At 65.6% G+C, this 21961-nt stretch carries 21 protein-coding genes; 9 read left to right on the top strand and 12 right to left on the bottom strand.

Annotation, left to right across the window (positions count from 1 at the left end):
- Positions 1-35: 35 nt before the first annotated feature.
- On the bottom strand, positions 36-809 hold the full coding sequence (locus CXQ89_RS16390; RefSeq protein ID WP_104162037.1) for an SDR family NAD(P)-dependent oxidoreductase: 774 nt from the start codon (positions 807-809) through the stop codon (positions 36-38).
- 43 nt (positions 810-852) lie between these two features.
- Entirely contained in the window at positions 853-2307 is a 1455-nt protein-coding gene (locus tag CXQ89_RS16385; RefSeq protein ID WP_374952996.1) for an aldehyde dehydrogenase family protein, read from the bottom strand.
- Between the two features lie 154 nt (positions 2308-2461).
- Here CXQ89_RS16385 and CXQ89_RS18465 point away from each other — a divergent pair, with 154 nt between their 5' ends.
- Positions 2462-2614 carry a hypothetical protein gene (locus CXQ89_RS18465; protein ID WP_181032410.1) on the top strand — a complete coding sequence of 51 codons (153 nt, stop codon included), beginning with the start codon at positions 2462-2464 and terminating at the stop codon, positions 2612-2614.
- 25 nt (positions 2615-2639) lie between these two features.
- Here CXQ89_RS18465 and CXQ89_RS18995 read toward each other — a convergent pair whose 3' ends face one another.
- A complete protein-coding gene (locus tag CXQ89_RS18995) occupies positions 2640-2765 on the bottom strand; it encodes a hypothetical protein (RefSeq protein WP_258060172.1) in 126 nt (41 codons plus the stop codon).
- 220 nt (positions 2766-2985) lie between these two features.
- Between CXQ89_RS18995 and CXQ89_RS16380 the strand changes: the two genes are divergently transcribed.
- Positions 2986-4209, top strand: a complete 1224-nt coding sequence (locus tag CXQ89_RS16380) for a toxic anion resistance protein (RefSeq protein WP_104162036.1) — start codon at positions 2986-2988, stop codon at positions 4207-4209.
- A gap of 2 nt (positions 4210-4211) precedes the next feature.
- Positions 4212-5027, top strand: a complete 816-nt coding sequence (locus tag CXQ89_RS16375; RefSeq protein WP_104162035.1) for a hypothetical protein — start codon at positions 4212-4214, stop codon at positions 5025-5027.
- A 42-nt stretch (positions 5028-5069) separates the two neighbouring features.
- Here the strand turns inward: CXQ89_RS16375 and CXQ89_RS16370 are convergent, their stop codons facing one another.
- From CXQ89_RS16370 to CXQ89_RS16360, 4 genes are all read right to left on the bottom strand, one after another.
- Positions 5070-6449 (bottom strand): acetamidase/formamidase family protein, encoded by a 1380-nt coding sequence (locus tag CXQ89_RS16370; protein ID WP_104162034.1) that lies wholly within the window; start codon positions 6447-6449, stop codon positions 5070-5072.
- Between the two features lie 445 nt (positions 6450-6894).
- The gene (locus tag CXQ89_RS18990; protein ID WP_258060171.1) at positions 6895-7023 is read right to left on the bottom strand and encodes a hypothetical protein; all 129 of its coding nucleotides are present in this window, start codon (positions 7021-7023) and stop codon (positions 6895-6897) included.
- Positions 7024-7225: 202 nt separating this feature from the next.
- On the bottom strand, positions 7226-8761 hold the full coding sequence (locus tag CXQ89_RS16365; protein ID WP_258060168.1) for an LTA synthase family protein: 1536 nt from the start codon (positions 8759-8761) through the stop codon (positions 7226-7228).
- A gap of 208 nt (positions 8762-8969) precedes the next feature.
- Positions 8970-10043: a DNA polymerase IV gene (locus CXQ89_RS16360; RefSeq protein ID WP_104055679.1), complete on the bottom strand. Its 1074-nt coding sequence runs from the start codon at positions 10041-10043 to the stop codon at positions 8970-8972.
- A 177-nt stretch (positions 10044-10220) separates the two neighbouring features.
- Between CXQ89_RS16360 and CXQ89_RS16355 the strand changes: the two genes are divergently transcribed.
- From CXQ89_RS16355 to galK, 3 genes are read left to right on the top strand one after another with little or no spacing between them, the layout of a single operon-like run.
- Entirely contained in the window at positions 10221-11021 is an 801-nt protein-coding gene (locus CXQ89_RS16355) for a DeoR/GlpR family DNA-binding transcription regulator (RefSeq protein WP_104162032.1), read from the top strand.
- Positions 11018-12190: a galactose-1-phosphate uridylyltransferase gene (gene galT / locus CXQ89_RS16350; protein ID WP_104162031.1), complete on the top strand. Its 1173-nt coding sequence runs from the start codon at positions 11018-11020 to the stop codon at positions 12188-12190. Before CXQ89_RS16355 ends, galT begins: the two co-directional genes overlap by 4 nt.
- Positions 12187-13344 (top strand): galactokinase, encoded by a 1158-nt coding sequence (gene galK / locus CXQ89_RS16345; RefSeq protein ID WP_104162030.1) that lies wholly within the window; start codon positions 12187-12189, stop codon positions 13342-13344. The genes galT and galK overlap by 4 nt, the downstream gene beginning before the upstream one ends.
- Before the next feature lie 10 nt (positions 13345-13354).
- On the opposite strand, the gene CXQ89_RS16340 is transcribed toward galK, so the two are convergent.
- The 3 genes from CXQ89_RS16340 to CXQ89_RS16330 form a co-directional block, all read right to left on the bottom strand.
- Positions 13355-14377: an NADPH:quinone reductase gene (locus tag CXQ89_RS16340; protein ID WP_104162029.1), complete on the bottom strand. Its 1023-nt coding sequence runs from the start codon at positions 14375-14377 to the stop codon at positions 13355-13357.
- A 79-nt stretch (positions 14378-14456) separates the two neighbouring features.
- Positions 14457-15281, bottom strand: coding sequence for a histidine phosphatase family protein (locus tag CXQ89_RS16335; protein ID WP_104162028.1), 825 nt, complete (start codon positions 15279-15281; stop codon positions 14457-14459).
- 60 nt (positions 15282-15341) lie between these two features.
- On the bottom strand, positions 15342-16535 hold the full coding sequence (locus CXQ89_RS16330; protein WP_104162027.1) for a hypothetical protein: 1194 nt from the start codon (positions 16533-16535) through the stop codon (positions 15342-15344).
- 106 nt (positions 16536-16641) lie between these two features.
- Between CXQ89_RS16330 and CXQ89_RS16325 the strand changes: the two genes are divergently transcribed.
- Both CXQ89_RS16325 and CXQ89_RS16320 read left to right on the top strand, forming a co-directional pair.
- The gene (locus CXQ89_RS16325; RefSeq protein WP_104162026.1) at positions 16642-17247 is read left to right on the top strand and encodes a bifunctional 2-polyprenyl-6-hydroxyphenol methylase/3-demethylubiquinol 3-O-methyltransferase UbiG; all 606 of its coding nucleotides are present in this window, start codon (positions 16642-16644) and stop codon (positions 17245-17247) included.
- Between the two features lie 86 nt (positions 17248-17333).
- The gene (locus CXQ89_RS16320) at positions 17334-18131 is read left to right on the top strand and encodes an SDR family NAD(P)-dependent oxidoreductase (protein ID WP_104162025.1); all 798 of its coding nucleotides are present in this window, start codon (positions 17334-17336) and stop codon (positions 18129-18131) included.
- A gap of 38 nt (positions 18132-18169) precedes the next feature.
- Here CXQ89_RS16320 and CXQ89_RS16315 read toward each other — a convergent pair whose 3' ends face one another.
- Both CXQ89_RS16315 and CXQ89_RS16310 read right to left on the bottom strand, forming a co-directional pair.
- Positions 18170-19804, bottom strand: a complete 1635-nt coding sequence (locus CXQ89_RS16315; protein ID WP_104162076.1) for an alpha-amylase family glycosyl hydrolase — start codon at positions 19802-19804, stop codon at positions 18170-18172.
- Between the two features lie 189 nt (positions 19805-19993).
- Positions 19994-21577, bottom strand: coding sequence for a triacylglycerol lipase (locus CXQ89_RS16310; protein WP_104055697.1), 1584 nt, complete (start codon positions 21575-21577; stop codon positions 19994-19996).
- Positions 21578-21793: 216 nt separating this feature from the next.
- Here CXQ89_RS16310 and CXQ89_RS18985 point away from each other — a divergent pair, with 216 nt between their 5' ends.
- A complete protein-coding gene (locus tag CXQ89_RS18985; RefSeq protein WP_258060167.1) occupies positions 21794-21916 on the top strand; it encodes a hypothetical protein in 123 nt (40 codons plus the stop codon).
- Positions 21917-21961: the final 45 nt, after the last annotated feature.

Here is a 21961-nt window from a genome sequence, read left to right as displayed (position 1 = left end):
ACGCAGCTCTGAACCAGGCCGGAGCGATCCCGGAATCAGGCCGGAGGATCGAAGCGGCCGTCGACGGCGGTCCAGCCGCCGTCAACCGTCAGTACCGAGCCCGTGACGAAGGTGGAAGCGTCCGACGCCAGGTAGACCACGGCGCCGGCCAGCTCTTCGGGCCGGGACCAGCGGCCCAGGGCGCTCTTCGCCGCGTAGGCTCCGTACCAGTCCGGATTCTCCTTGATCTGCGCGGTCAGCGGCGTCTCGACGACTCCCGGAGCGATGACGTTGACGCGCACACCCGCGGGACCGAACTCAGCCGCCGCGGTGCGTGCCAGCTGGACCAGGCCGGCCTTGCTGGCCGCGTAAACGCTCTGGCCGGGCTCCACCACCGAGGCGCGGATCGAGGAGAACCCGATGATGCTTCCACCTCCGTTGGCCGCCATCCGCGGTGCGAAAGCCTGCAGCAGCGAGAAGGAGGCGCGCAGGTTCAGGTTCATCACCCGGTCAAATTCCTCCAGGGTGTAGTCGGCAATTCGCTTGCGGACGTTCGTAGCGGCCGTAAACACCAGGGCCGCGCAATCGGCGTATTGCTCAGCGGCCGCCTGAACGGCGTTCGGATCCAGCACATCGAGCACCGCCGGTTCCCCGGCTGCGCCGATCAGGTCCGCCGTCTCTGCCGCGGAAGCCGCGTCCCGGTCCGCGCACACCACCTTGGCGCCGTGGGCAGCCAGCGCCAGGGCGGACTCCCGGCCAATCCCGCTGCCGGCTCCCACCACCAGCACGCGCCGTCCGGCCAGGTCGAACAATTCCGAGTAGTTCGTCATCAGGGGTCCTATCGCTGAGGGGAATGCTGGTGTGCGGCCGGGGTCAGGGGCGGATCATCGCCATGCGGGTGACCGTGAATTCCTCGATGGCGAACCGCGGCCCCTCCCTGCCGATTCCGGAGTCCTTCACGCCGCCGTAGGGCATGATGTCCGAGCGGAACCCGGGGATCTCATTGACCACCACGCCGCCGACGTCGAGCTGTTCAATGGCCTGGAAGGCGTGCTGAAGCGACGCGGTGTACACGGCGGCCTGCAGGCCGTACCGGGAATCGTTCACCGTGGCGATCGCTTCAGCCATCCCGGAAACGCGTTCCAGGCACACCACCGGTCCGAAGATCTCCTCACTCCACACACTGCAGTCATGGGGTACATCGGCCAGGACTGTGGGGGCGATGCTCCGGCCCTCGGCGCTGCCGCCGGCAGCCAGCCGTGCCCCGGCGGACACCGCCTCCTTGATCCACCCCAGGACCCGCTCCGCAGCCGCGGTGTTGATGAGCGGCGCCAGGCGGGTGGCTTCGGCGCGGGGGTCACCCACCACCACTTCGGGCAACCGGGCGAGCAGGCGCCGCTCGAACTCGTCAGCGATCGGCTCGGCCAGGACCACGCGCTGGACCGAAATGCAGGCCTGCCCGTTGGCGTAGAAACCGCCGCGGATGACGGCGTCCACCGCATCGTCCAGGACAGCGTCCTCAGCAACAATCAGCCCGGTGTTGGAGCCCAGTTCAAGGACCGTTTTGCGCGGCGCGGCTGCTTTTGCGATCCGGTGGCCAACTGCGGCGGAACCGGTGAAGGAGACGACGGCGACCCTCGGGTCGTTCACCAGCGCCGCACCGACGTCGGGCCCTCCGGTGACCAGCTGGACAGCAGCCGGTGTCACGCCGTGCTTGTGGAGGATTGTCCGGATGAGATGGACGGCCCAGAGCGTGGTCAGCGGCGTATCGGGGGACGGTTTGATGATGACGGGGCAGCCGGCGGCGATCGCCGGGGCCAGCTTGTGGCTGGCCAGCAGCAGCGGGTAGTTGAAGCCTGCAATGCCGACGACGACGCCTGCCGGCCGCCGGGTGAAGTAGCCGAGCATCCCTTCCCCCTGGGGCTGCAGATCCAGGGGAACGGTTTCTCCGTGGATGCGTGCCGTCTCTTCTGCGGCGGCAGACCAGGTGGCGAGGGTCCGCTGGACTTCCGTGCGGCAGTCGACCAATGGCTTGCCGGTCTCCAGGACCAGCAGGTCGGCCATCGCCGTCGCTTCCCGCGAGAGCGCGCCATGGATGTCCATCAGCAGCGCCCGCCGGGTTCCAGTGCTGAGCTTGGATGTCACCGCGAAGGCTGCGGCTGCTTCACTCAGCGCCTGCCCGGCATGCTCCGCCGATGCCACCGGCGCCGAAGCCACCTCAGTGCCGTCATAGGGGAAGGAGATCACCGAGCTTTCCGGGCACGGGGCCCACTCATGGACTCCGGCTCCCAGAGGAAGTCCGTCGGGGTAGGGCGGCGCAAATATCACGATGGCTCCCGTGCGTGGGGGACTTTGCGGACAATCCAAGCGGTTCCAAGCTAACTGGTCAGGCCAGTACAGTGACGGTATCGGCCCGGAGGTTCGGGGTCAACGGTTTGATAGGTTGTTCGACTACTGACCTGTAAATGGACGGAAGGACGTTATGGCACCGGAAACAGCACTACTTGTCATAGTCGCCGCGACAGTCATCTTCCTGGTCGTGGTCGTGGTTCTCGTGCGCCGGTTTAGCAAGTCCAATGCCGGAAAATACCCGCCGGCAACTAAGGGCAAGTGGTTTGAGGTCCGGCGCCGGTAGGGAGAGCTCTGCCCGGGAGACCTGATCAAACAGTTTGGCGGGTGGCGGGTGTCAGGAACGCAGCCGGGGAGGAACGGGTCGAATCCACGGTCAGCGACATCATCGTGGACACTCCGTGCACGGAGTCCTTTGCCGGGGCTCCGGAAAACATGCACTTTGTTGCCTTGGATGTTTCGGTGAATCCGTCACCACTTACGCTTGAATTTCCTGCGTTTTTCGGAAGAATTCGCATGAATCACCTCAAGGCGCGCACGGTTTGGAATTACGGACGGCTGGATCATTCCGGACACCGGGATAAACAATTGCCCTGCCAACGCAAACTACGGCAGCACAGCTAGACTGCAATCCTGCCGGAACCCCAAGGAGTGAATATGTCTAACCCGCTCGACCTCAGCAATGCCCAATACTCGGAGGTGGAAAGCCCGCTGGTGTTGGAGCCGCCAAAGCCTGCGGTTGAGGTTACGGTTCACCGCCCTGAAAAGGTGGGCGGCATGATTCTCGTCGATGCCGAGGCTCAGGAGAAGCACGCCGCAACCGCTAAGAGTTTCCTTGATGACCTGCTGGCTACCCCGCTGCAAAGCCCTGAATTTCAGATGAAACTGGCGCAGTTGACTCGTCTTGGTGAGGGCACCATGCAGCAGGCCAGCACTGCGTCCAACCGCATGCTGAAAAGGCCGGCAGCAGCGCTCGCCGCCACTGGGGATGACCCCGCATCGCGGACAGGTAAAAGCCTCGTGGAACTGCGGCAGATCGTGACGGAGCTGGACCCGAAGCGGCATGATTTGACCGGAACGAAACGCATCCTGAGGTTCCTTCCCGGAGGCAGCGCCATCCAGCGGTACTTCATCAAGTATGAGTCCTCACAGGCGCAGCTCGATGCCATCACCAAAGCACTCAAGGGAGGGCAGGATGACCTGCGGCAGGACAACGCGGCCATCCAGACAGAGCGCGACGTCCTCTGGGAAGCAATGGGTCAACTCGCGAACTATGCGGTGCTTGCGAACCACCTAGGAGACGGTCTCGAGCAGCGAATCTCGGACCTTAGAAACCAGAGCAAAACGGATGATGCCGCTACATTGGAATCGGATGCTCTCTTCTACGTCCGCCAGCGGCACCAGGACCTTTTGACTCAGATGGCAGTATCCATCCAGGGCTATCTGGCCCTCGACGTGGTCAAGAAGAACAATTCGGAGCTGATTAAGGGTGTGGACCGGGCGCTCGGCACTACCCTGGCGGCCTTGCGGGTCGCTGTGATCGTCGCCCAAGCACTGGCGCAGCAAAAGATTGTGCTCGCCCAGATCGATGCCCTCAACTCGACCACCGCCGACATGATTGTCTCTACTTCAGAGCTCCTCCGCTCCCAGGGCACCGCCATTCATCAGAATGCCTCCAAGGCCACCATTGACCCCGCCAAGCTGCAACAGGCGTTCGACAACGTGTTCCAAGCCATGGACGAGGTCGACCGGTATAAGGCCGAAGCAGCCCAGTCCATGAAGCAGACGGTGCAGGTTCTTCAGGGACAGGTCAGCCGGGCCCAGCTGCAGCTGGAGCGCAGTCACGCCTCTGACGCCGCCACCCAACCCCTGAAGGGATAGCGATGTCACGTCTCACTCTGGGCAACGTCATCAAGGTCACGCTAGTTGTCCTGTTTTTTTACTTCATCGTTCTCCTCGTGCTCATGATCGGAATACGCAGGAAGAATCCGAAAGTAATCCTGGAGGGTGCCACTTACGTTGCACTATTCATTGCAGCGTTCTCCATCCCCGGAGACAGCGCGCTCTCCACTGCGGCAGCCTTTATGGGTCTCGGGGCCATGGCCGTATCAGCCGTGCGGTCCTACATGCTTCGCGACCTGTGGCTGCACCGGCGAGACCGGGGGCGGCGGCAGCATGACGTCACGGTTCAGCAGGGTGCACCAAACTCACCAATGCCGGCTTACCAGCCCACCCCGGCGATGGCGCCGATTGTTCCGGCGACAGGCGAGCTCTCATCCGCTTTGGCGTGGGTAGCCTCGCTTGCCAGGCAAAACAAGAACCAGCTTCCTGCCGATGCGTACGTGACCGTCCTGGAAACCTGCCAGACGTTGGACGCAGTTATCGACGCGGAAACGCGGCAGCCCTCGGGGGATGCCCGGTTTGAATATGAGCTGGCAGCAGTGGTGCGGGAGTACCTGCCGGCCGTTCTCCGCGGCTACCTCGCCATTCCGCCAAGCATGGTGGGCAACCGGCAGCCCAATGGAAGAACCCCCAACCAGGAACTGGTCGAGCAACTGCAGCTCCTCTCGGGACAAGCCGACGCACTGCACGCCAACCGTCACAGCCACACGTCAGCTGAGCTGACCAACACGGGCAACTTTCTCAGGGAGCGGTTTGGGCACCATCAGCGCGGCGGTTTCGACTTCGGCGTTGAGTAAGTCCTGACGCACTGGTTGCACTCTCGTACAGGGAAGCCGCCGTCAGCTGAAGTCCGCCTTGCGGATTAGCCCGTGCACGCCCACGGTCCGGTCCACCACTTGGGAGACGGCGAAGTCCGCCGCAGCTGAGAGGTACGCGTAGGCGACGGCCCGGTCCATGCCTTTCTCCTGCTGTAGGAAGTCCAGGGCGTTGACCACCGCCCGCCGCATGGCCACATTCAGGTCGCTGCTGACCCCGCCGCCGCCCAGGCCGTCGGGGTCGGACAGACCGATGGGAATCCACGCCTCCGGTGTTTCCCCGAACGGATACCGGTGCGCAAGCTTCGGAGCATCCCCGGCCCCGGGCTTGCAGACGGTCAGCCGGAAGGTGCCGCGCAGGGACCCTTCCATCGCGGTCAGGGCCACCTCGCCGTCGCCCATGCCCATGTGCGGATCGCCCACATAGAAGAGTGCGCCGTCGGCCTTCACCGGCAAGTAGAAGGTGGACCCGGGACCGAGGTGGCGGATGTCGATGTTGCCGCCGCCAAGGGTGGGCGGCACCGAGTTGGCCTCCGGATCGGTCAGTCCGCTGCTTTCGGCGAAGGCCACACCCATCATGCCCATGAACGGGCGGAGCGGAAAGCGCACCTTCATGTCGCCGCTGGTCATCACGCCTTTGCCCTCCTCGATCGCAGTGAACACCGAGACGTTGTGGTAATCCGTGGGCACCCCTGAGGCCCGGTTGTCCGTGGCGGCCGGAGGCATGACTTCGTCCAGCGTGATGCCGTCCGGCGCGGCCGGGCCCTTCTGCAGTGCCAGCGATCCCTTGCCGTGCCGGCTGGACACGACGCCGTACGGCACCCGGGGTACGGCAGCGAGGGTTTCGATTTTGAGCACGTCCCCGGGCTCGGCGCCCTCCACGGCAACGGGGCCGGTGACCACATGCGGTCCGTCGGTGTCAAAGTTCCGGGGCGTGCGGTTGTAGCCGGAGGCAATGTCGACGGCGTCCTGCAGCACCCCGTCCGCCTCGACGCCGTGACCGCCGAAGAAGGAGACCGGATCCCGTTCCTGGTCCTCCAGGATTCCTTCATGCGAGAGGGCATCGATGGTGATGGTCTGGCCGGATTTCATTCGCGCCACGGGCGTGGCATGCACGGTGGGAACGTAGCCCCACAGCACGTCCTCGGGGGTGGAAGCGAGATAGTGGTCACCGGGGATGTTCCCCGAGTGCGGCTGCAGGATTTCGTTTGGCTGTGCCTGCGACGGGTCCGGTGTGCCGGTACCCGGAGCTTCTGACACGGAAGGACTCTGGGCCGCCTGCGCAGTGCAGCCGGTGGTGACGGCGAGGGCTCCAAGCCCGGCTGCGGCACCCAGGAATCCCCTGCGGCCCAGTCCCTTGGTCAGTACCTCGGCGGCCTCGCGTCCGATCAGCATTCTGTTCATCGTGTCCTCCTGTAGCTGTTGCCCTTCAAGGTAGACAGCTGGAGTTTCGGTGCTGTTTCCAGCGGATGAACGCGCTGTGCCGTGATCGTGTTGCTGGACGCCCCGGACCTCGCCCGTTAAGCTCCGTCCATGGGGCCTAAACCAAATCAGACACGCAAAAAGCAGCCCACCTTGGTGGTGCCGGCGGTTTACTGCCTGCTCATCATCGGTCTCGGATTATGGGTAAGTCTGGCCACGGGCGAGTGGATTGCGATGGTTTGCGCCGCCGGTCTGCTGGTGCTGCCGGTGCGCGGTTACAGCAGCCGGCGTTCCACAGGATCAAAGTAGGCCGGGGCAAGGTGCTGAGCCGGGCCTGACGCCCGCGGCTGAACGCCGTGCGCGGCCCCTGCACTGAATTGAAAAAGCGGGCCATCCCGCATGGGGATGGCCCGCTTTTACGTGTTCTCTACTTCTGGTCGTCGTCTTTGTTGCCGTCCATTTTGTCTTTGACCTTGTCCTTGGCCTGATCAACCTGCTCCGGGTGATCCTTGGCCGCGTCCTTCGCCTTGTCTGCCATTCCGCCCAAATCAGCCATGGGATTTTGCCTTTCCTTCGAGGTCCAAGGCAGCACAGTGAGCGGCCTCGGTCTGACACGCCCCATCCTCCACCCGGGGAGCGTCGAGTACCACCCCCGTCGGCTTATCCCTTCAGCCGGCTTCGGCGCGCGGCTCATTTCCGGCGCAACCGCGGGTGCAGCAACCCGGCAACCGGCGGCTGCGGTCTGCGAAGAAAGAGCGTTATTGAGACGCGACCTTGCCGGCCCACGCCTGCGCGTAGAACAGCGGGGAATGCGAGTCCAGCAGCTCTGCGTAGGCGGCAGCTTCCTTGGCCTGCGCTGACCCGGCCGGGATGCCCGGCGAGAAGGCTGACACGCCCAGCCCTGCTTCATGATCCTGCAGTGTCAAGCCGGCGGCTTCCAGCACTGTGGGGTACATGCTCAGCTGGTCCACGCCGGGACGCTGCTGGATGGTCTTGTCCTGCCCCGGAATCCAGATCCGGTTGAAGATGGTGCGGTTCTCGTGGAAATCCAGCTGTTCGTGGAATGCGTCACCGGCACTCATGTGCTTGAGGTGGTCACCCATGATGACGACGGCGGTGTCCTCGAGGTAACCCATCTCCTTCATATGGCCCAGGAATCCTGCCACCTGCGTCATGGAGCAGTGGAACGCGGAGGTGACCTCGTTCTGGGTATCTACGTCGCAGTAGTCGTAAATGTGCACCGGCTCGTGGGTGTCCAGCGTCAGCATCGACAGATTGAACGGCTGGCCGGTCCTTTCGGATTCGGCGTGCAGCTCATCAACTTTGGCCTTGGCGTTGGCCATGAGCCGCTCATCGCTCAGGCCCCAGTCACTGCGGAAGCTGTTTTCCGGTTCGCCGGCAGCGCGCCAGTCCGCAAGACCCTTTACCTCGGAGTAGCCGTGGCTGGTCAGGAACGTGTCCTTTGCGGCGAAGGAGGAGCTGGCACCGCCCATGAAGACACTGGTGTAGCCCTGCTCGTCCAGGACATCGCCCAGGCAGGTGATTCCGCCCAGGTAGGTGTCGGCGTCTTCATCGACGGTGGGTGAGGATCCGCTGTCCGAACCGAAGCCCGCGCCCTTCAGGGGAACACCGCACTGGGTCGAGGCGAGACCGGCCATGGTCCAGCCCCCGCCCTTGTACTGCTGCAGGTCGTCGACACTCTGCCAGCCCTCTTCGGCCGCGGTGGCCTCCTTGAGCGGCACAAACGCGTCCTTTTCGAACAGCTGGTCGTCAGCGAGGGTCGCCTCGCCGGACTCCAGGTAGATCAGCACCAGGTTGCGCTTGTCCGTGTTGTCGGTGACTGTGGGCTCCACATAGTAATCACCGACGTCGTACGGGGACTGGCTCGCTTTGATGTAATCCGCCATGCCCACCGTGGTGCTGAAGGCGGTGGTACCGCCGACAACCACCGCGGACACCAGAACCGTGGAGATGCTGCGCAGGATCCATTGCTTGCGGCGGGGGAGCATGCCCTCACCGGCGCGGCGGCGTTTGCGCCGCCGGGTATGCCGCCAGAAGGCGATCGCCACCGTGATGAGCAGGGGCGCGACGCCGATCCCCAGGATGCCGGCCCAGACGATTGCTCCGCCTCCGCCGTCCGTCTCCACGGACACCAGGTTCAGGAGCATCTGGCCCACCGAAATCTCGCCCCAGTAGAAACGTATGCCGGCCGCGGCGATGAGGAGTGCAAGCCCCAGCCAGATCAGGACGTAGACCAGCAGCGATCCCACGACAGCACCGACCCGTCGGGTCACGTGAAAGATCCGGCCAGACATGACACCCCGCGTTCCGATACCGGCATTCCCACCGGGCACCCTTGACAAAACTCCTTGACAACCAACCCGTTCTCGGGCTCGTAACAGACTAGTACCGTTACGTTACCTGTTCAACAGTGGCGTTTCGCGGGCATCAAGCCGTTTGCTGAAGGAAATTCATCCGATCGTTAGCGCGTCTGCGGCTGGTTTACCAGCCGCCGCGCGTCGGTGTGTGTCCCTTGCGGGCACTGTCGGGCATTGGCATTTCGGCCCGCAGGCCCAACAGCCGTATCGGCCTGCCGGGGTCGATGGCGCCGGCGAGATCCAGGGCCCTGGCCAGGACATCGTTCGTGTCGAACGTCTCGGGTATTTTCCGCGCGTGGGTCTTGGTGGTGAACGGCGCATACCGAACCTTGAGGGTCAGCCCGATCACGGGCCGTCCCTCGGCTGCCACGTCCTTCAGGACATCCGCGGTCAGCTGCCGGATAGCTTCATCCACCTGGGCCGGCTCGGTCAGGTCCTGCTGAAAGGTGGTTTCCCGGCTATGTCCGCGGGCAACCCACGGGGTGTCATCCACCTCGGCGGACCCGTCTCCGCGCCCAAGTTCGGCATACCAGGGGCCCATCTTGGGGCCAAACTCCGGCACCAGGGCCTGCGGATCGGCTGCCGCGAGCTCGGCAACGGTGGAAATACCAAGCTTGGCGAGCCGGCCGGAGATCTTGGACCCCACGCCCCACAGCTCTTTCGTGGGCCGGTCGCCCATCACCTCCAGCCAGTTGTCGGCAGTGAGGCGGAAGACGCCGGCCGGTTTGCCGAGATCCGTGGCGTTCTTGGCCCGGACCAGGGTGTCTCCGATGCCTACGCTGCAGTGCAGCTGCGTGTCCTCAAGGACGGCGGCTTGAAGGGACCGGGCGTAGCTTTCGGGATCCTCCGTCTGCGTCCCCACAAACGCCTCATCCCAGCCCAGCACCTGCACGACGGCGCCGGGCTGGGTGCGCAGGGTGGCCATGACGACGTCGGACGCCGCCAGGTAGGCTTCGGAATCGACCGGGAGGATCACGGCGTCGGGCACTTTACGGGCCGCAATCCGCAGCGGCATGCCGGACCCCACACCGAAGGCCCGCGCCTCGTAGGACGCGGTAGAGACCACGGCCCGTTCCGCGGGATCGCCCCGGCCGCCCACAATCACCGGTTTCCCGGCAAGCTCCGGCCGCCGGAGCACCTCAACCGCGGCAATGAACTGATCGAGATCGACGTGCAGTACCCACTGGTTTCCGCTCACGCGACCAGTCTGCCCCACGCACTCCGAATCAGCATCAGCTTTATCGGGCCCGGCCTCCCTGTCGGGAAAGACGGGCCCTTCCGGCGCCTGCGCACCGGTCCGCAACCCCTTCGGGCGTGGTAGATTTTGTGAGAATTAGTGTGAACTCGTCCTTTTTGGTCCACCGGCAGGAGAACCATGCTCGCAGCAGAACGCCAGGCAGCCATCCTGGACCGCCTGGACCGCCAATCCGCTGTCCGGGTCAGTGACCTTGCCCTGAACCTGAGGGTTTCGGAGATGACTGTCCGCCGGGACATCGATTCCCTCGAAGCGCGCGGTGCCCTGGTGCGCGTCCATGGCGGGGCGGTCCGGTCCGGAAGCCTCAGCTCGGTGGAGCCGGGGTTCGAAGCCAACCGCACCCGCAGCAGCGAGGCGAAGCAGCGGATCGCTCAGACGGCGGTGTCCCTGCTGGCTCCCGGCATGACCGTGTCCGTCACCGGCGGAACCACCACCTATGCCTTGGCTCCGCTGCTGTCCGCCGTTCCCGGGCTGACCGTGATCACCAACTCGATGCCGCTGGCAAACGAGCTCCACCGGCTGCAGGCCGCCGCCCCGCACGGCAGCGCACCGGAGGTGCTGCTGGCCGGAGGCCAGCTCACGCCGTCGCAGGCGCTGGTGGGGCCGCTCGCCACCCGGACCATCTCCTCCCTGCGGGCTGACCTTTGCTTTATGGGTGCTCACGGAGTGGATGCGGCTGCCGGCATCACCACGCCCAACCTCGCGGAGGCGGAAACCAACACCGCCTTCGCCGGAAACTGCGGCCGGCTGGTCCTCCTCGCCGACGCCACGAAGATCGGCGTCGTCAGCCTCGCCCGGGTGGCACCGCTGGACGCAGCTGCGGCACTGGTCACGGACCGCAGTCCAGGCGCCGAATACTCCGCACTCACCCGCATCCTCACCGAACCCGTCTCAGATCCGCATTTGGAAGAGCGCCCATGACCTTCATGACCCCTGCCCGCCTGTCCGACGGGCGCGAGCTGATCTACTTCGACGCCTCCGAGCACAGCGCCGCACGGCACCGCGATGAAGCAGCCTCCGCGGATCAACGGGGCCTTCCCGCACGGGGGGCCGCCGGAACAGCACGCTTCGATGCGCTCTCCGGTGAATGGATTGCCGTGGCGGCGCACCGCCAGTCGCGCACCCACCTGCCTCCGGCCGATCAGTGCCCGCTGTGCCCCGCCACCCCCGGAAACCTCTCGGAGATTCCCGCCGCCGACTACGAGGTTGTGGTGTTCGAGAACCGGTTCCCCTCCTTTGGGCCGGACCTCGGTGAACTTCCGGACTCACCGGAGTGGGGCACGACGGCGACGGCGTACGGCCGCTGCGAAGTGGTCGCCTTCGATTCGGCGCACCAGGGCTCCTTCGGTTCCCTCAGCCCCGAGCGGGCCCGAACCGTCATCGACGCCTGGGCCCAGCGCACCGAAGCACTCTCCGCGATGCCCGGAATTAAGCAGGTCTTTTGTTTCGAGAACCGCGGGGCGGACATCGGGGTCACCCTGCTGCACCCCCACGGCCAGATCTACGCCTATCCGTTCATTCCGCCCCGGGCCGCAGCACTGGCGGACCGGGCAGCGCGGTTCCACGCTGCCTCCGGCGGCACGAAGACGCTGATGGGCCATATTCTTGCCTCCGAGCGCAGTGCCGGGGACCGGATGGTCATCGAAGGGAAGCACTTCAGTGCGTTTGTCCCGTTTGCCGCACGGTGGCCGCTGGAAGTCCATCTGGTTCCGCACCGCCAGGTTGCCGACCTGGCGGGATTGACCGGTGAGGAGCGTGACGAACTTACTGCGGTCTACCTTGATCTCCTGGGCCGGATCGATGCCCTCTACCCCACGCCCACTCCCTATATTGCCGCCTGGCAGCAGGCGCCGGTTGATCCTGTGCTCCGGCAGTCGGGCTATCTGCACCTGCAGCTGACCTCTCCCCGCCGCGCTGCCGACAAGCTGAAGTATTTGGCCGGCTCAGAAGCCGCGATGGGCGCCTTCATCAACGACACCACGCCTGAGGCCGTCGCCCGGTCACTGCGCAACGCGGTTCCGTCCGCTTCCCGTGCCAACGCCCAACCCGCCGTTGCGCGTCCCGCCACCGACCGAAAGGACCAGGCATGAACTCCACGCCGGCCAAGCTCGCGGAAGCCTTCACCGAACGCTTCGGCGGGGAGCCGGACGGTCTGTGGTCCGCGCCCGGCCGCGTCAACGTCATCGGGGAGCACACCGACTACAACGACGGCTTCGTCCTGCCGTTCGCCATCAAACACTCGACCACCGTAGCCGCCGCCGTCCGCCGCGGCCGGACGGTCCGTGTCGCGTCCACCTTCGCACCCGACGATGAGCCGGTTGCTGTTGATCTTGACAACTTGTCGGAAGGCAGCGTCCAGGGCTGGGCGGCCTATCCGCTGGGGGTCCTGTGGGCCCTGGAACAGTCCGGCCACCGCTGCCCCGGCATGGACCTGCTGGTGGACTCCTCGGTTCCGGTGGGCGCCGGACTTTCCTCCTCCGCCGCACTTGAGTGCGCCGTCGCCGTCGCCGCCAACGACCTCTCGCAGGCGGGCGTGTCCCGCCGGGAACTCGCCGTCGTCGGCCAGATGGCAGAGAACCGGATGGTGGGCGCCCCGACCGGCATCATGGACCAGTCCGCATCCCTCCTGGGGGAGGAGGGGCATGCCGTCTTCCTGGACTGCCGTTCCGGTGAATCACGGCTGGTGCCCCTGGACCTGGAGGGTGCCGGGCTGGAGTTGCTGGTCATCGACACTCGTGTCAGCCACTCCCACTCCACGGGCGGGTACGCAGCCCGCCGTCGCTCCTGCGAGCAGGGTGCGGAAGCGATGGGCGTTCCTGCGCTCCGGGACCTTTCCGTTGAGGATCTGGCCCAGGCTGAGCGCCTGCTCGATGACGAGACGTTCCGGCGGATCCGCCACGTAGTCACCGAGAACGTGCGCGTGGAGGAGGCCGTGGCGGTGCTGACCGGCAGGGGCCCCGCCGAACTCGGGCCCCTGCTCACGGCCAGCCATGCTTCCATGCGCGACGACTTTGAAATCTCCTGCGCCGAGCTGGACGCCGCCGTGGAGGCGTCGCTCTCCGCCGGGGCGCTGGGCGCCCGCATGACCGGCGGCGGTTTCGGCGGTTCAGCCATTGCGCTGGCCCGCGCGGAGGACGTTCCTGCTATCCGGGCGGCGGTGGAGCAGGCATTCTCCGCCGCCGGCTTCCGGTCGCCGGCCATCTTCAGCGTCCTCCCCGGCGACGGCGCAGGACGGGCAGCGTAACGGCCGTTGGTTAGGCGAGCTCGTCGCCGACGCGGATCAGGATCTTGCCGGTAGTGCCGTTTTCGACGGCGTCATGCGCGGCTGCGGTCTCTTCCAGCGGGAACCAGGTGAGCGGCAGGCCGGCTGACTCGCCCACGGGGAACACTCCGTCCCGAAGTGCGGCGGTGATGTCCTCCGCCGCGGCCTGCTGGGCATCGGTTCCCACGGTGTAGATGAGTACGCCCTGCCAGCGGACGTTCTTCGCGAAGCTGGCCACGATGGGGGCCGTGAACTCGTCGCCGTTGTTGTTCGCGTAGTAGGCAATGCTGCCGTGGTTGGCGATGACGCTAACGTCGAGTGCCGCGTTCTGGGCGGGGGAGACCTCCACAATCTGATCCACGCCGTCGGGGGCGATCTCGCGGATCCGGTCAGCCTGGGCGTCGTCAGGATAGCGGACAATGTGGTGCGCTCCGGCGGCGCGGGCGAGTTCGGCCTTAGCGTCGCTGCTGACTGTGGCGATCACCGTGGCGCCGGCCCAGACAGCGAACTGGATCGCGGCATGGCCCACTGCACCGGCGCCGCCCTGGACCAGGACCATGCGTCCGGCCAGCGCACCCGGAGCCAGGCGGTCCGGACCGAACTCATGGACGGTCAGGGCCCGGTGGGCGGTCATGGCCGGAACGCCCAGGCTGGCGGCGACGTCGAAGCCAATGCCATCGGGAAGTTTCACGGCGCGGTCGGCGGGAAGGATGGTGAATTCCTGGGCGGTGCCGGTCGGCCGGCCGTAGGCCGCCAGGTAGATCCACACCCGGTCGCCCGGCTTCAGGTCGGAGACGCCCTCGCCGACGGCGTCGACGGTTCCGGCGCCGTCCTGGTTCGGAACCACTTCGGGGAACGCAAGATCGCCGGCGGCGCGCGCTTTCCAGTCGGTGGGATTCACGCCGGACACGGCGACGCGGACCCGCACTTCACCCGGACCCGGGGCGGCGACGTCCCGGTCTACGGGCGTGAGGACGGACGAGGGACCTGTGGCGGAGTACACAATTGCTTTCATGGGCGGTACAAGTGCTCCGGTCAGCGTTCTATTCCCCAACCTCACCCTGCCCGTGACCCTGAACCCGCCGGACGGGTGCTCAGTTTCCGAACGTGTCCTGGAAGAAATGCCGGTTTGTGTCCGCCTTCTGCAGGAGCTCGTCGCCGGTGAAGTATTTGCGGTCAAACTCTTCCCAGTCGCCAACGAACATGGTCCATTCACCGTCCACCTGCACCGGCCAGCTGCGGCGGACCCGGTGGAGCTTTTCGTGCACCTGGTCCGGGTTCACCGGATCGGCGGAGCTGTACTGCAGGACGGTGCAGTTGTGGATTATTTCCGTCTTGTCGGCATCACGGTCCAGGAATTCTTCATCACTCCAGCGCTCCAGCACCAGGCGCGTCGCCCACATGAACTCCCCGTGGGTCACCATCAGGACGTTCTCCCTGGGGTTCTCGCGGTGCAGGGTGCTGAGGATGTTGCGCACCCGGTTCTCAGCGACGTTCGCAATGGATTCGCCGGCCGGAGGCGACCAGTACAGCGGATCATTGTCGCGGTACTGGGCGTTCTGCGAGTACTTCCGGGCGAAATCCTGCTTCGACATGGAACCGATCTCGCCCCAGGACCGCTCGCGGATGACCCGGCTCTCCTCCCAGCGCACATCCAGTCCCAACATGGCAGCTGTCTCACGGGCCCGGGTGTAGGTGGAGACAACGGCGCGGTCGAACTTGATGTTCTGTTCGGCAATCCACGCCCCGGCCACCTTCGCCTGCTGCACACCGAGTTCGGTGAGACGCCAGGACCGGTCGGGAACCGTCATGGTTTCCTCGGTGTAGAGGCTCGGATCACCTGCTTTGGAAGCCTTCTGCATGATGTTCGCTTCGCTCTGTCCGTGGCGGACAAGGAACAGGTTCCGGGGCATGACCATCGATCGGGTACTCCTTCTTATAACGAACAGAACCAGCCGGTTACATCTTAGAAGGTCTGCTCAGAACGGACGCTGCCGCACCTGCGGAAGGAAGCACCACACCAACAGCCCTGCCGACATCAGCGGCGCAATAAACCCGGCACCAGCCACAATGAACACACCGACGACTGTTCCGGCAAACCCAACACCAACGGTCACGCCAAGGCGCAGCAGCGAAGATCCGGGGACAAGCTTCCCGGCGGGCAGGGCAATCCCGAAGCCCAGTAAAACTGCCCCGGACAGTGTCAGCGGCCACTGCCAGGGGTGGCCTGCGCCGGCAAACTGGGATGCTGCTTCGCACAGGAAGGCTCCGGAGACGAGCAGCACGGTCCAGTGGATGACGCTGCCAAACCGCGGCAGAAGCATCAGGCCCACTGCCACCGTCAGCGGGACGGCGTTGAGCGCACCCGCCGCGAGACCGAGGTTCATTGCCGCGGTGGAATCCTCCGCAAGATTGGACCAGGTGCTGCCGGACAGTGCGAATCCAATGCAGAGCAAACCAGCAAGGAGGGTTCCGCCCGCAATGACGACGACGGAGGTCCGCACGCTTCGGGAGTCCGGGAAGCGCGTGGTCGGTTCCATCGGTCGAGGGTCCGCGCTTTCCGCTCTCAACGCCACAAACAGCAGCCCGGCCGCGGCAAACGGAGCAAACAGGAAACCAACCATGAACGCGATGACAAGGGCCAGCGCCGCCGGCGCTGCAAGCAGGAGGCTCTGTGCAGTGCGGGATGCCAGGGGACGGCTCGGATTCCAGAGAGAGTTGACGGCTGGGAGGAGAGCGGCCGTCCCTGCGATCAAGGCAAGGGCCAGGATGGGCAAAGTGGCCGCTTCGAACCAATTCAGGGGGACGCCTGCAGCAGCGGCGGTGAACCCGGCGGACCAGCTGATAACCGCCGCTGCTGCCAAGCCCCAGCCCGGCACTGCTGCCGCGGCGGTAAGCAGGGCTTCCGGTGCCGACAGCCGGCCGGACTGATAGGACAGCACCGCTGCCGAGAGTGTCAGGCTCAAGGGTCCGAGAAACATCGAGGCCAGGATTCGGACAAGGTCAGCCCCCGGCCAGTAAAGGGCTCCGGTCAGCAGGATGCCCGCTGCCAGGAGGAAGGCAGCCAAAGAAACCGCTGCACAGCCGGCGGCCCACTTGTACGTTGCGCGTCCGGCCAGGGCATCGGCCCGCGCGGCCCGCGTTTTCGCAGGTGAGAGGCGGTCCGGGTTCATGTCGAACAACCTACCTGCCGGGAAGGCCTCCGCATACGATCCGGGCGGAGCAAAACCGGGCAGAGGATCCAGCGTTCGCACTCTGATCGCCGCGTAGGCTGGAAGCGTGCGAAAAGAAACCCTCTGGGAAGCTCAAAAACGTTCATCGCCCGGCCACTCCGCCTGGTACATCTCGCGGTTCGCCCAAATGCGCGAGCAGGGCGCGGATCTGCACGGCGAAGCGCGGCTGATCGACGCCATGGTGCCGCGCGGAGCACGGATCCTGGACGCCGGCTGCGGCCCGGGCCGGGTGGGCGGCGAGCTGGCGGCCCGCGGGCACGACGTCGTCGGCGTGGACGTTGATCCGGAGCTCATCGAGGCCGCGCAGCAGGATTTCCCGGATCTTCCCTGGCTGGTGGAGGATCTGGCGGAACTGGACCTTCCCGCCGCCGGCATCGCGGAGCCGTTTGACGTGATTGTCTGTGCCGGCAACGTTCTCACCTTCGTGGCGCCCGGCACCCAGCAGGAAGTCCTGACCCGCCTGCGGAACCACCTTGCCGACGGCGGCCGGCTGGTCACCGGTTTCGGCGCCGGCCGCGGGTACGACTTCGGGACCTTCCTCGAGGACGCCGCCGCGGCGGGGCTGAAGTGCCAGCAGAAATTCTCCACTTGGGATCTGCGTCCGTTTGAACCGGATTCCGATTTCCTGGTGGCCGTCTTCGGGCGGGCCTGACGCGTTCCACTTTCACTGTGGCGGCGGGTTCGGATCCGCCGCTAGCCTTCGGAGAGACCGTATTAGTTCTCTCGTAAGGGCAGGCCATGGAACTCGTTGGCAGCACAGCAATCGTCACCGGCGGGTCAAAGGGCATCGGCTACGCGGTGGCCGGTGCCCTCATGGCGCACGGGGCCGACGTCGTGATCACCTCGCGGCACGATAAAGAGGTGGCCGAGGCTGCGGCAACCCTGGAGGCCGCCCATCAGGGCCGGCGTGTCCTTCCGGTGGCCGCGGACGTGACCAGCGCCGCCGACGTCGAACGCCTCTACGCGCGCGCGGAAGCCGAACTTGCCCCAGTGGCAATCGTGGTGAACAACGCCGGCATCCACTCCTATGAAACCATCGCCCATCTGTCCGAAGACGACTGGAACGGTGTGGTGGACTCCCACCTCAAAGGCACCTTCCTCGGGACCAAAGCGGCTCTGGCGCACATGCGGGCCAGCGGCACGGCCGGAGCGATCATCAATCTCGGCGCGGTGGACGCCGTCGCAACGACACGCGGCACAGCCCACTACGCGGCAGCGAAGGCCGGCATCGCGAAGTTCACGGAAGTGGCCGCGCTGGAGGCCGGCCGCCACGGCATCCGGGTCAACACGGTGTCGCCGGGGGTGATCGTGACCCCGGAGAACGCCGGGACCTTCAGCCCCGACTTCGAGGCCGCCTGGCACCGCAGCTTCGCCATCGACCGGATGGGCAAGCCGGCAGACGTGGCCAAGGCCGTGGTCTTTTTGGCCTCTGACTATGCCGGCTGGATCACGGGAATCAACCTGCTGGTCGACGGCGGCACCCACCTGCGCGGGCTGCCCGACTATGCGGATTACTTGCTCGGAGGCAACGAGTGAGGGGTATCCGAGGGCGCAGGGTCATAACCCGCAGCGCCTTACATGAGCCAGGCGGTGGTGTCGCCCGGAAGCATGCCGTCTGCCAGGGCAGAGCTGCTCAACAGCACCGTTCCCGCGGGCAGCGGTGCAGGAGTGGATCCGAAGTTGGTGATGCACTGCCAGCCGTTGGGCCGGGCGAAGTGCAGCACCTCGGGGGAAGCGGCGTCGATCCACTCGAAGTCCTCCCCGGTCTGCAGTTCGCGGCGAAGCTCAAGGGCTCGGCGGTAGAAGTTGAGCGCCGAGGCGGGGTCATCTTCCTGGCTTTCGACGGCGTACACGCTGAACCAGTCGGGCTGGGGCAGGTGCGCTCCGCCGGAGCCGAAGCCGAAGGAACTGCCCTCCATGGTCCAGGGCAGCGGCACGCGGCACCCGTCGCGGCCGATGTCCACGCCCTTGTTGCGGAAGAACGTGGGATCCTGGCGGTGCTCGTCGGCAATGTCGGCCACCTCGTGCAGCCCTAGTTCCTCGCCCTGGTACAGGTAGGCGGAACCGGGCAGCGCCAGCATCAGCAAGGAGACGGCGCGGGCGCGGCGCTCGCCGAGGACGGGGTCCAGCGCCGGTTCCGTGCCGCCGCTCATCAGCCAGGCGGAGCCGTCCTGGCTCTCCGGGTCGGCCGGACCGCTGACGGGCAGGCCATAGCGGGTGGCGTGGCGGACGACGTCGTGGTTGGAAAAGACCCAAGTGGAGGATGCGCCGGAGGACTTCGCTTCGGCGAGGTTCTTGGTGATGATGTCGCGGAACTGGGCGTGGTTCCAGCCGGCCTTCAGGAGGTCGAAGTTGAAGGCCTGGCCCAGTCCTTCGGGGCTGGCGTAGCGGGAGCGGCGGTCGGCGTGCACCCAGGCCTCGGCCACGGCGGTGCGCGGCGGGGTGTATTCGTTGAACACCTGCCGCCACTCGGCGAACACTTCGTGGACTTCGTCCCGGTCCCAGAACGGGTGCTTGCCGTTGTTGTTGTCATTCTCCGCGCCCAGATCAGCCTTGGACGCGAGCGGCTCGGTCATGTCCTTGGTCAGGGCATGCGCCACGTCCACCCGGAAGCCGTCCACGCCCCGGTCGGACCAGAATCGCAAAGTGGTGAGGAAATCGTCCCGGACCTCGCGGTTATCCCAGTTCAGGTCCGGCTGTTCCTTCGCGAAGATGTGCATGTACCACTGGCCGTCGTCGGTCCGTTCCCAGGCCGGGCCGCCGAAGACGGATTCCCAGTCCGACGGCGGTTCGTCACCGTTGGGGCCCAAGCCGTCGCGGAAGATGTACCGGTTGCGGGCGGCCGATCCCTTCGGGGAAGCCAGCGCCTCCTGGAACCAGGCGTGGCGGTTGGACGTATGGTTCGGCACGATGTCCGCGATCAGCTTGATGCCGGCCGCGTGGAGGGCTGCAATCATTTCGTCGAAGTCCTCGAGCGTGCCGAGCTTGGGATCAACGTTGCGGTAATCATCCACGTCATAGCCGCCGTCGGCCAGCGCTGAGGGATAGAACGGGCTGAGCCAGACGGCGTCGACCCCCAGGGACTGCAGGTAGGGGATTCGAGACGTGATGCCCGGCAGGTCGCCGATCCCGTCGCCGTTGGAATCCGCGAAACTGCGCGGATAGATCTGGTAGACGGCGGCCTGCCGCCACCAGTGCGGATCCTGCATGCGTGCGGCGAACTCCTCAGGGAAAAGCTGCACTGCGGGGTCGGCGGGCTGGAGCTGCGGATTGGCAGGAAACGTCACAGAGTCATCTTTCGGATTGGGACCGGCTTTCCGCGAGTCTACGTGATTCCCCGGACCGGGCCGCCGGCTCCGCCGGCCATACAGCACCTCCGGGGCGGACTGCAGGCCGGGTCAGTCGTTCCAGTTCCGGGGCGTTACGGTGAGGTTTATCCCGGCGGTGCCGCCCAGCAGCTCCTTTGAGAATTCCGGGACATCCACATGGCCTTTCCACCGGGCTGCGGTGGGGTCGATGTCCGCCAGGAGGTTCTCCTCCGCGGGAACCCAGTCCCTGAGTGCAGAGGGGATGGAACTGTTCCACGCCGCCCAGGCACGGGGCAGGGCCCGGTCAGATGAAGGAGGCTCGATGTCGACGAGCAGAGTGTCCTGCCAGTCTTCGGTTTGCTCGAGGTGGTCGGCGAAAAAGAAGTGACCTTCGCTCTCCCGGATGGACATCAGCCTCAATCTCAGTGCCTGGCGGAGCGTGGAGACCTCCCTGCCGTTGATCTGGGGGCGCGGCGCAGCGGAGGACAGGAAAGTGGTGAGCAGGGGAACCGGGGAGTCAATCGGGTCGCCTTCCTTCCAGTGCTCCACCTGAATAGGGCAGAAATGAGCCGCGCTCTGTTCGTGGACCAGGACCGGAAGGCCGCGAATAGCCAAACCAACATCCAGCTGGAACTCGACTCCCGGCGGGGCGGCCCTTCCGACGGTAAGTCCGACCAGTTCCACTTCAACCTTGAGATCGCCGAAAAGGAATCGCTGCAGGTTCTGGTATCCCTCTTCTGAGTTGACGATGCCGTACCGTCCGCTGTGGCTCCGGTGCACCACTGCCAGCTGTGCGCCCCTGACCGCGGCATTGTCGATTTGCACCAGGCCGTCGCTGCGGGCGCCCACCGCTTTTGAGGACATGCCCATGGCGACGTCATAGTCCTCCGGGTTGGACCCCACCAGGCAGAAGAGGTTTTCCACGGGGAACCCGTCCGCCGGCATGACGGTTCCCTGGAAGTCTTCCCGGGTCAGCTCCTGCCTCTGTGCCTGCGGGGTCAGATAGTCGTACATCCGGTCCGGCCCGAAGATGTCCGCGCCGTGGACGCCCGTGGCATCACGGAGGCGTTCCAGCAGCCCCATGCCCAGGGCGAAGTTGATTCCGCCGTGGGGAGTTGCGTAGGTAAAGACCCGGGCCACATATTTGGTGCCGGCGGCGGGATCAAACACGCCGGTCTCTGCGGCCGCGCTTTCCGGGATGACCCGCTGCAGCATGCAGCGGCAGATCAGTCCTCCCATGGAGTGGGCAACCAGAAACACCTTCGGTGCTCCCGTCTTTTCCAGTACCAGCCGGACGAGTGCAAAGAGGCTGGCGGCGGCTTCCTCGAGGGAAAACTTCTCCGGGTCCTCGGCAAAGGTGGTGGCGGCGTCGTCGTAAAACCGGTGGATCCAGACGGAAGCAGGGTTCAGGCTCCCCGCGTCAACGCTGTTTAGGAACGTCCATTGGTCCCCGTGGACCGGCACTTCGTAGGTGTGGTCGCTGATGAGGCGCAGCATCGGGGATTCGAACTGATGAAACTTGGCCCGGCCGCTGCTGTCAGCGCGGACGTGGACCGATCCCTGGCTGAAGCCGTAGAACGGGTCATCCACGGCATCGTTGATGGCCGAACCTGCACCGGCAAACCCGCGGACATAGATCACCGGGAGTTTGCCGTCATCACCGGAAGAATGCATCGTTTTCCTCCTCATGCTCCAGCGCCTTCGGCTCGGCGCGCCCGGGCCAAAGAAGTCCCATCAGGTGGCTGCGCAGAGAGGGGCGTCGCACGGCGAGTGCGGCGGGCAGACGGTGCTGCCGAGTGGTGACGTGAGTGACCGCTCCGTCGCGGCGACTGCAGGGCCTAGCAGTAGGATCCTCAACGCGCTGCGTTGTGTCAATGGAGATTCCGGTGGTTGACCCAGGGCCTCCTCATTGCCTCAGCAGCCAGCGGGCAGATGCAAAACGGCGCCGCCGGCAACCAGCCGGGCGGCGCCGTCGTGCCTGCGCGTTACTTGGCGGAAACCAGCTCCGGGTGATGCAGCTGGGCAACCTGCGGATGGGCGCGCAGCCAGCCCTTGAGG

The sequence above is a fragment of the Arthrobacter sp. ZGTC212 genome (assembly GCF_002929255.1).
In the GTDB taxonomy this organism is placed as follows: domain Bacteria; phylum Actinomycetota; class Actinomycetes; order Actinomycetales; family Micrococcaceae; genus Arthrobacter_B; species Arthrobacter_B sunyaminii.
This window is presented reverse-complemented; position numbering and strand designations above follow the sequence as displayed.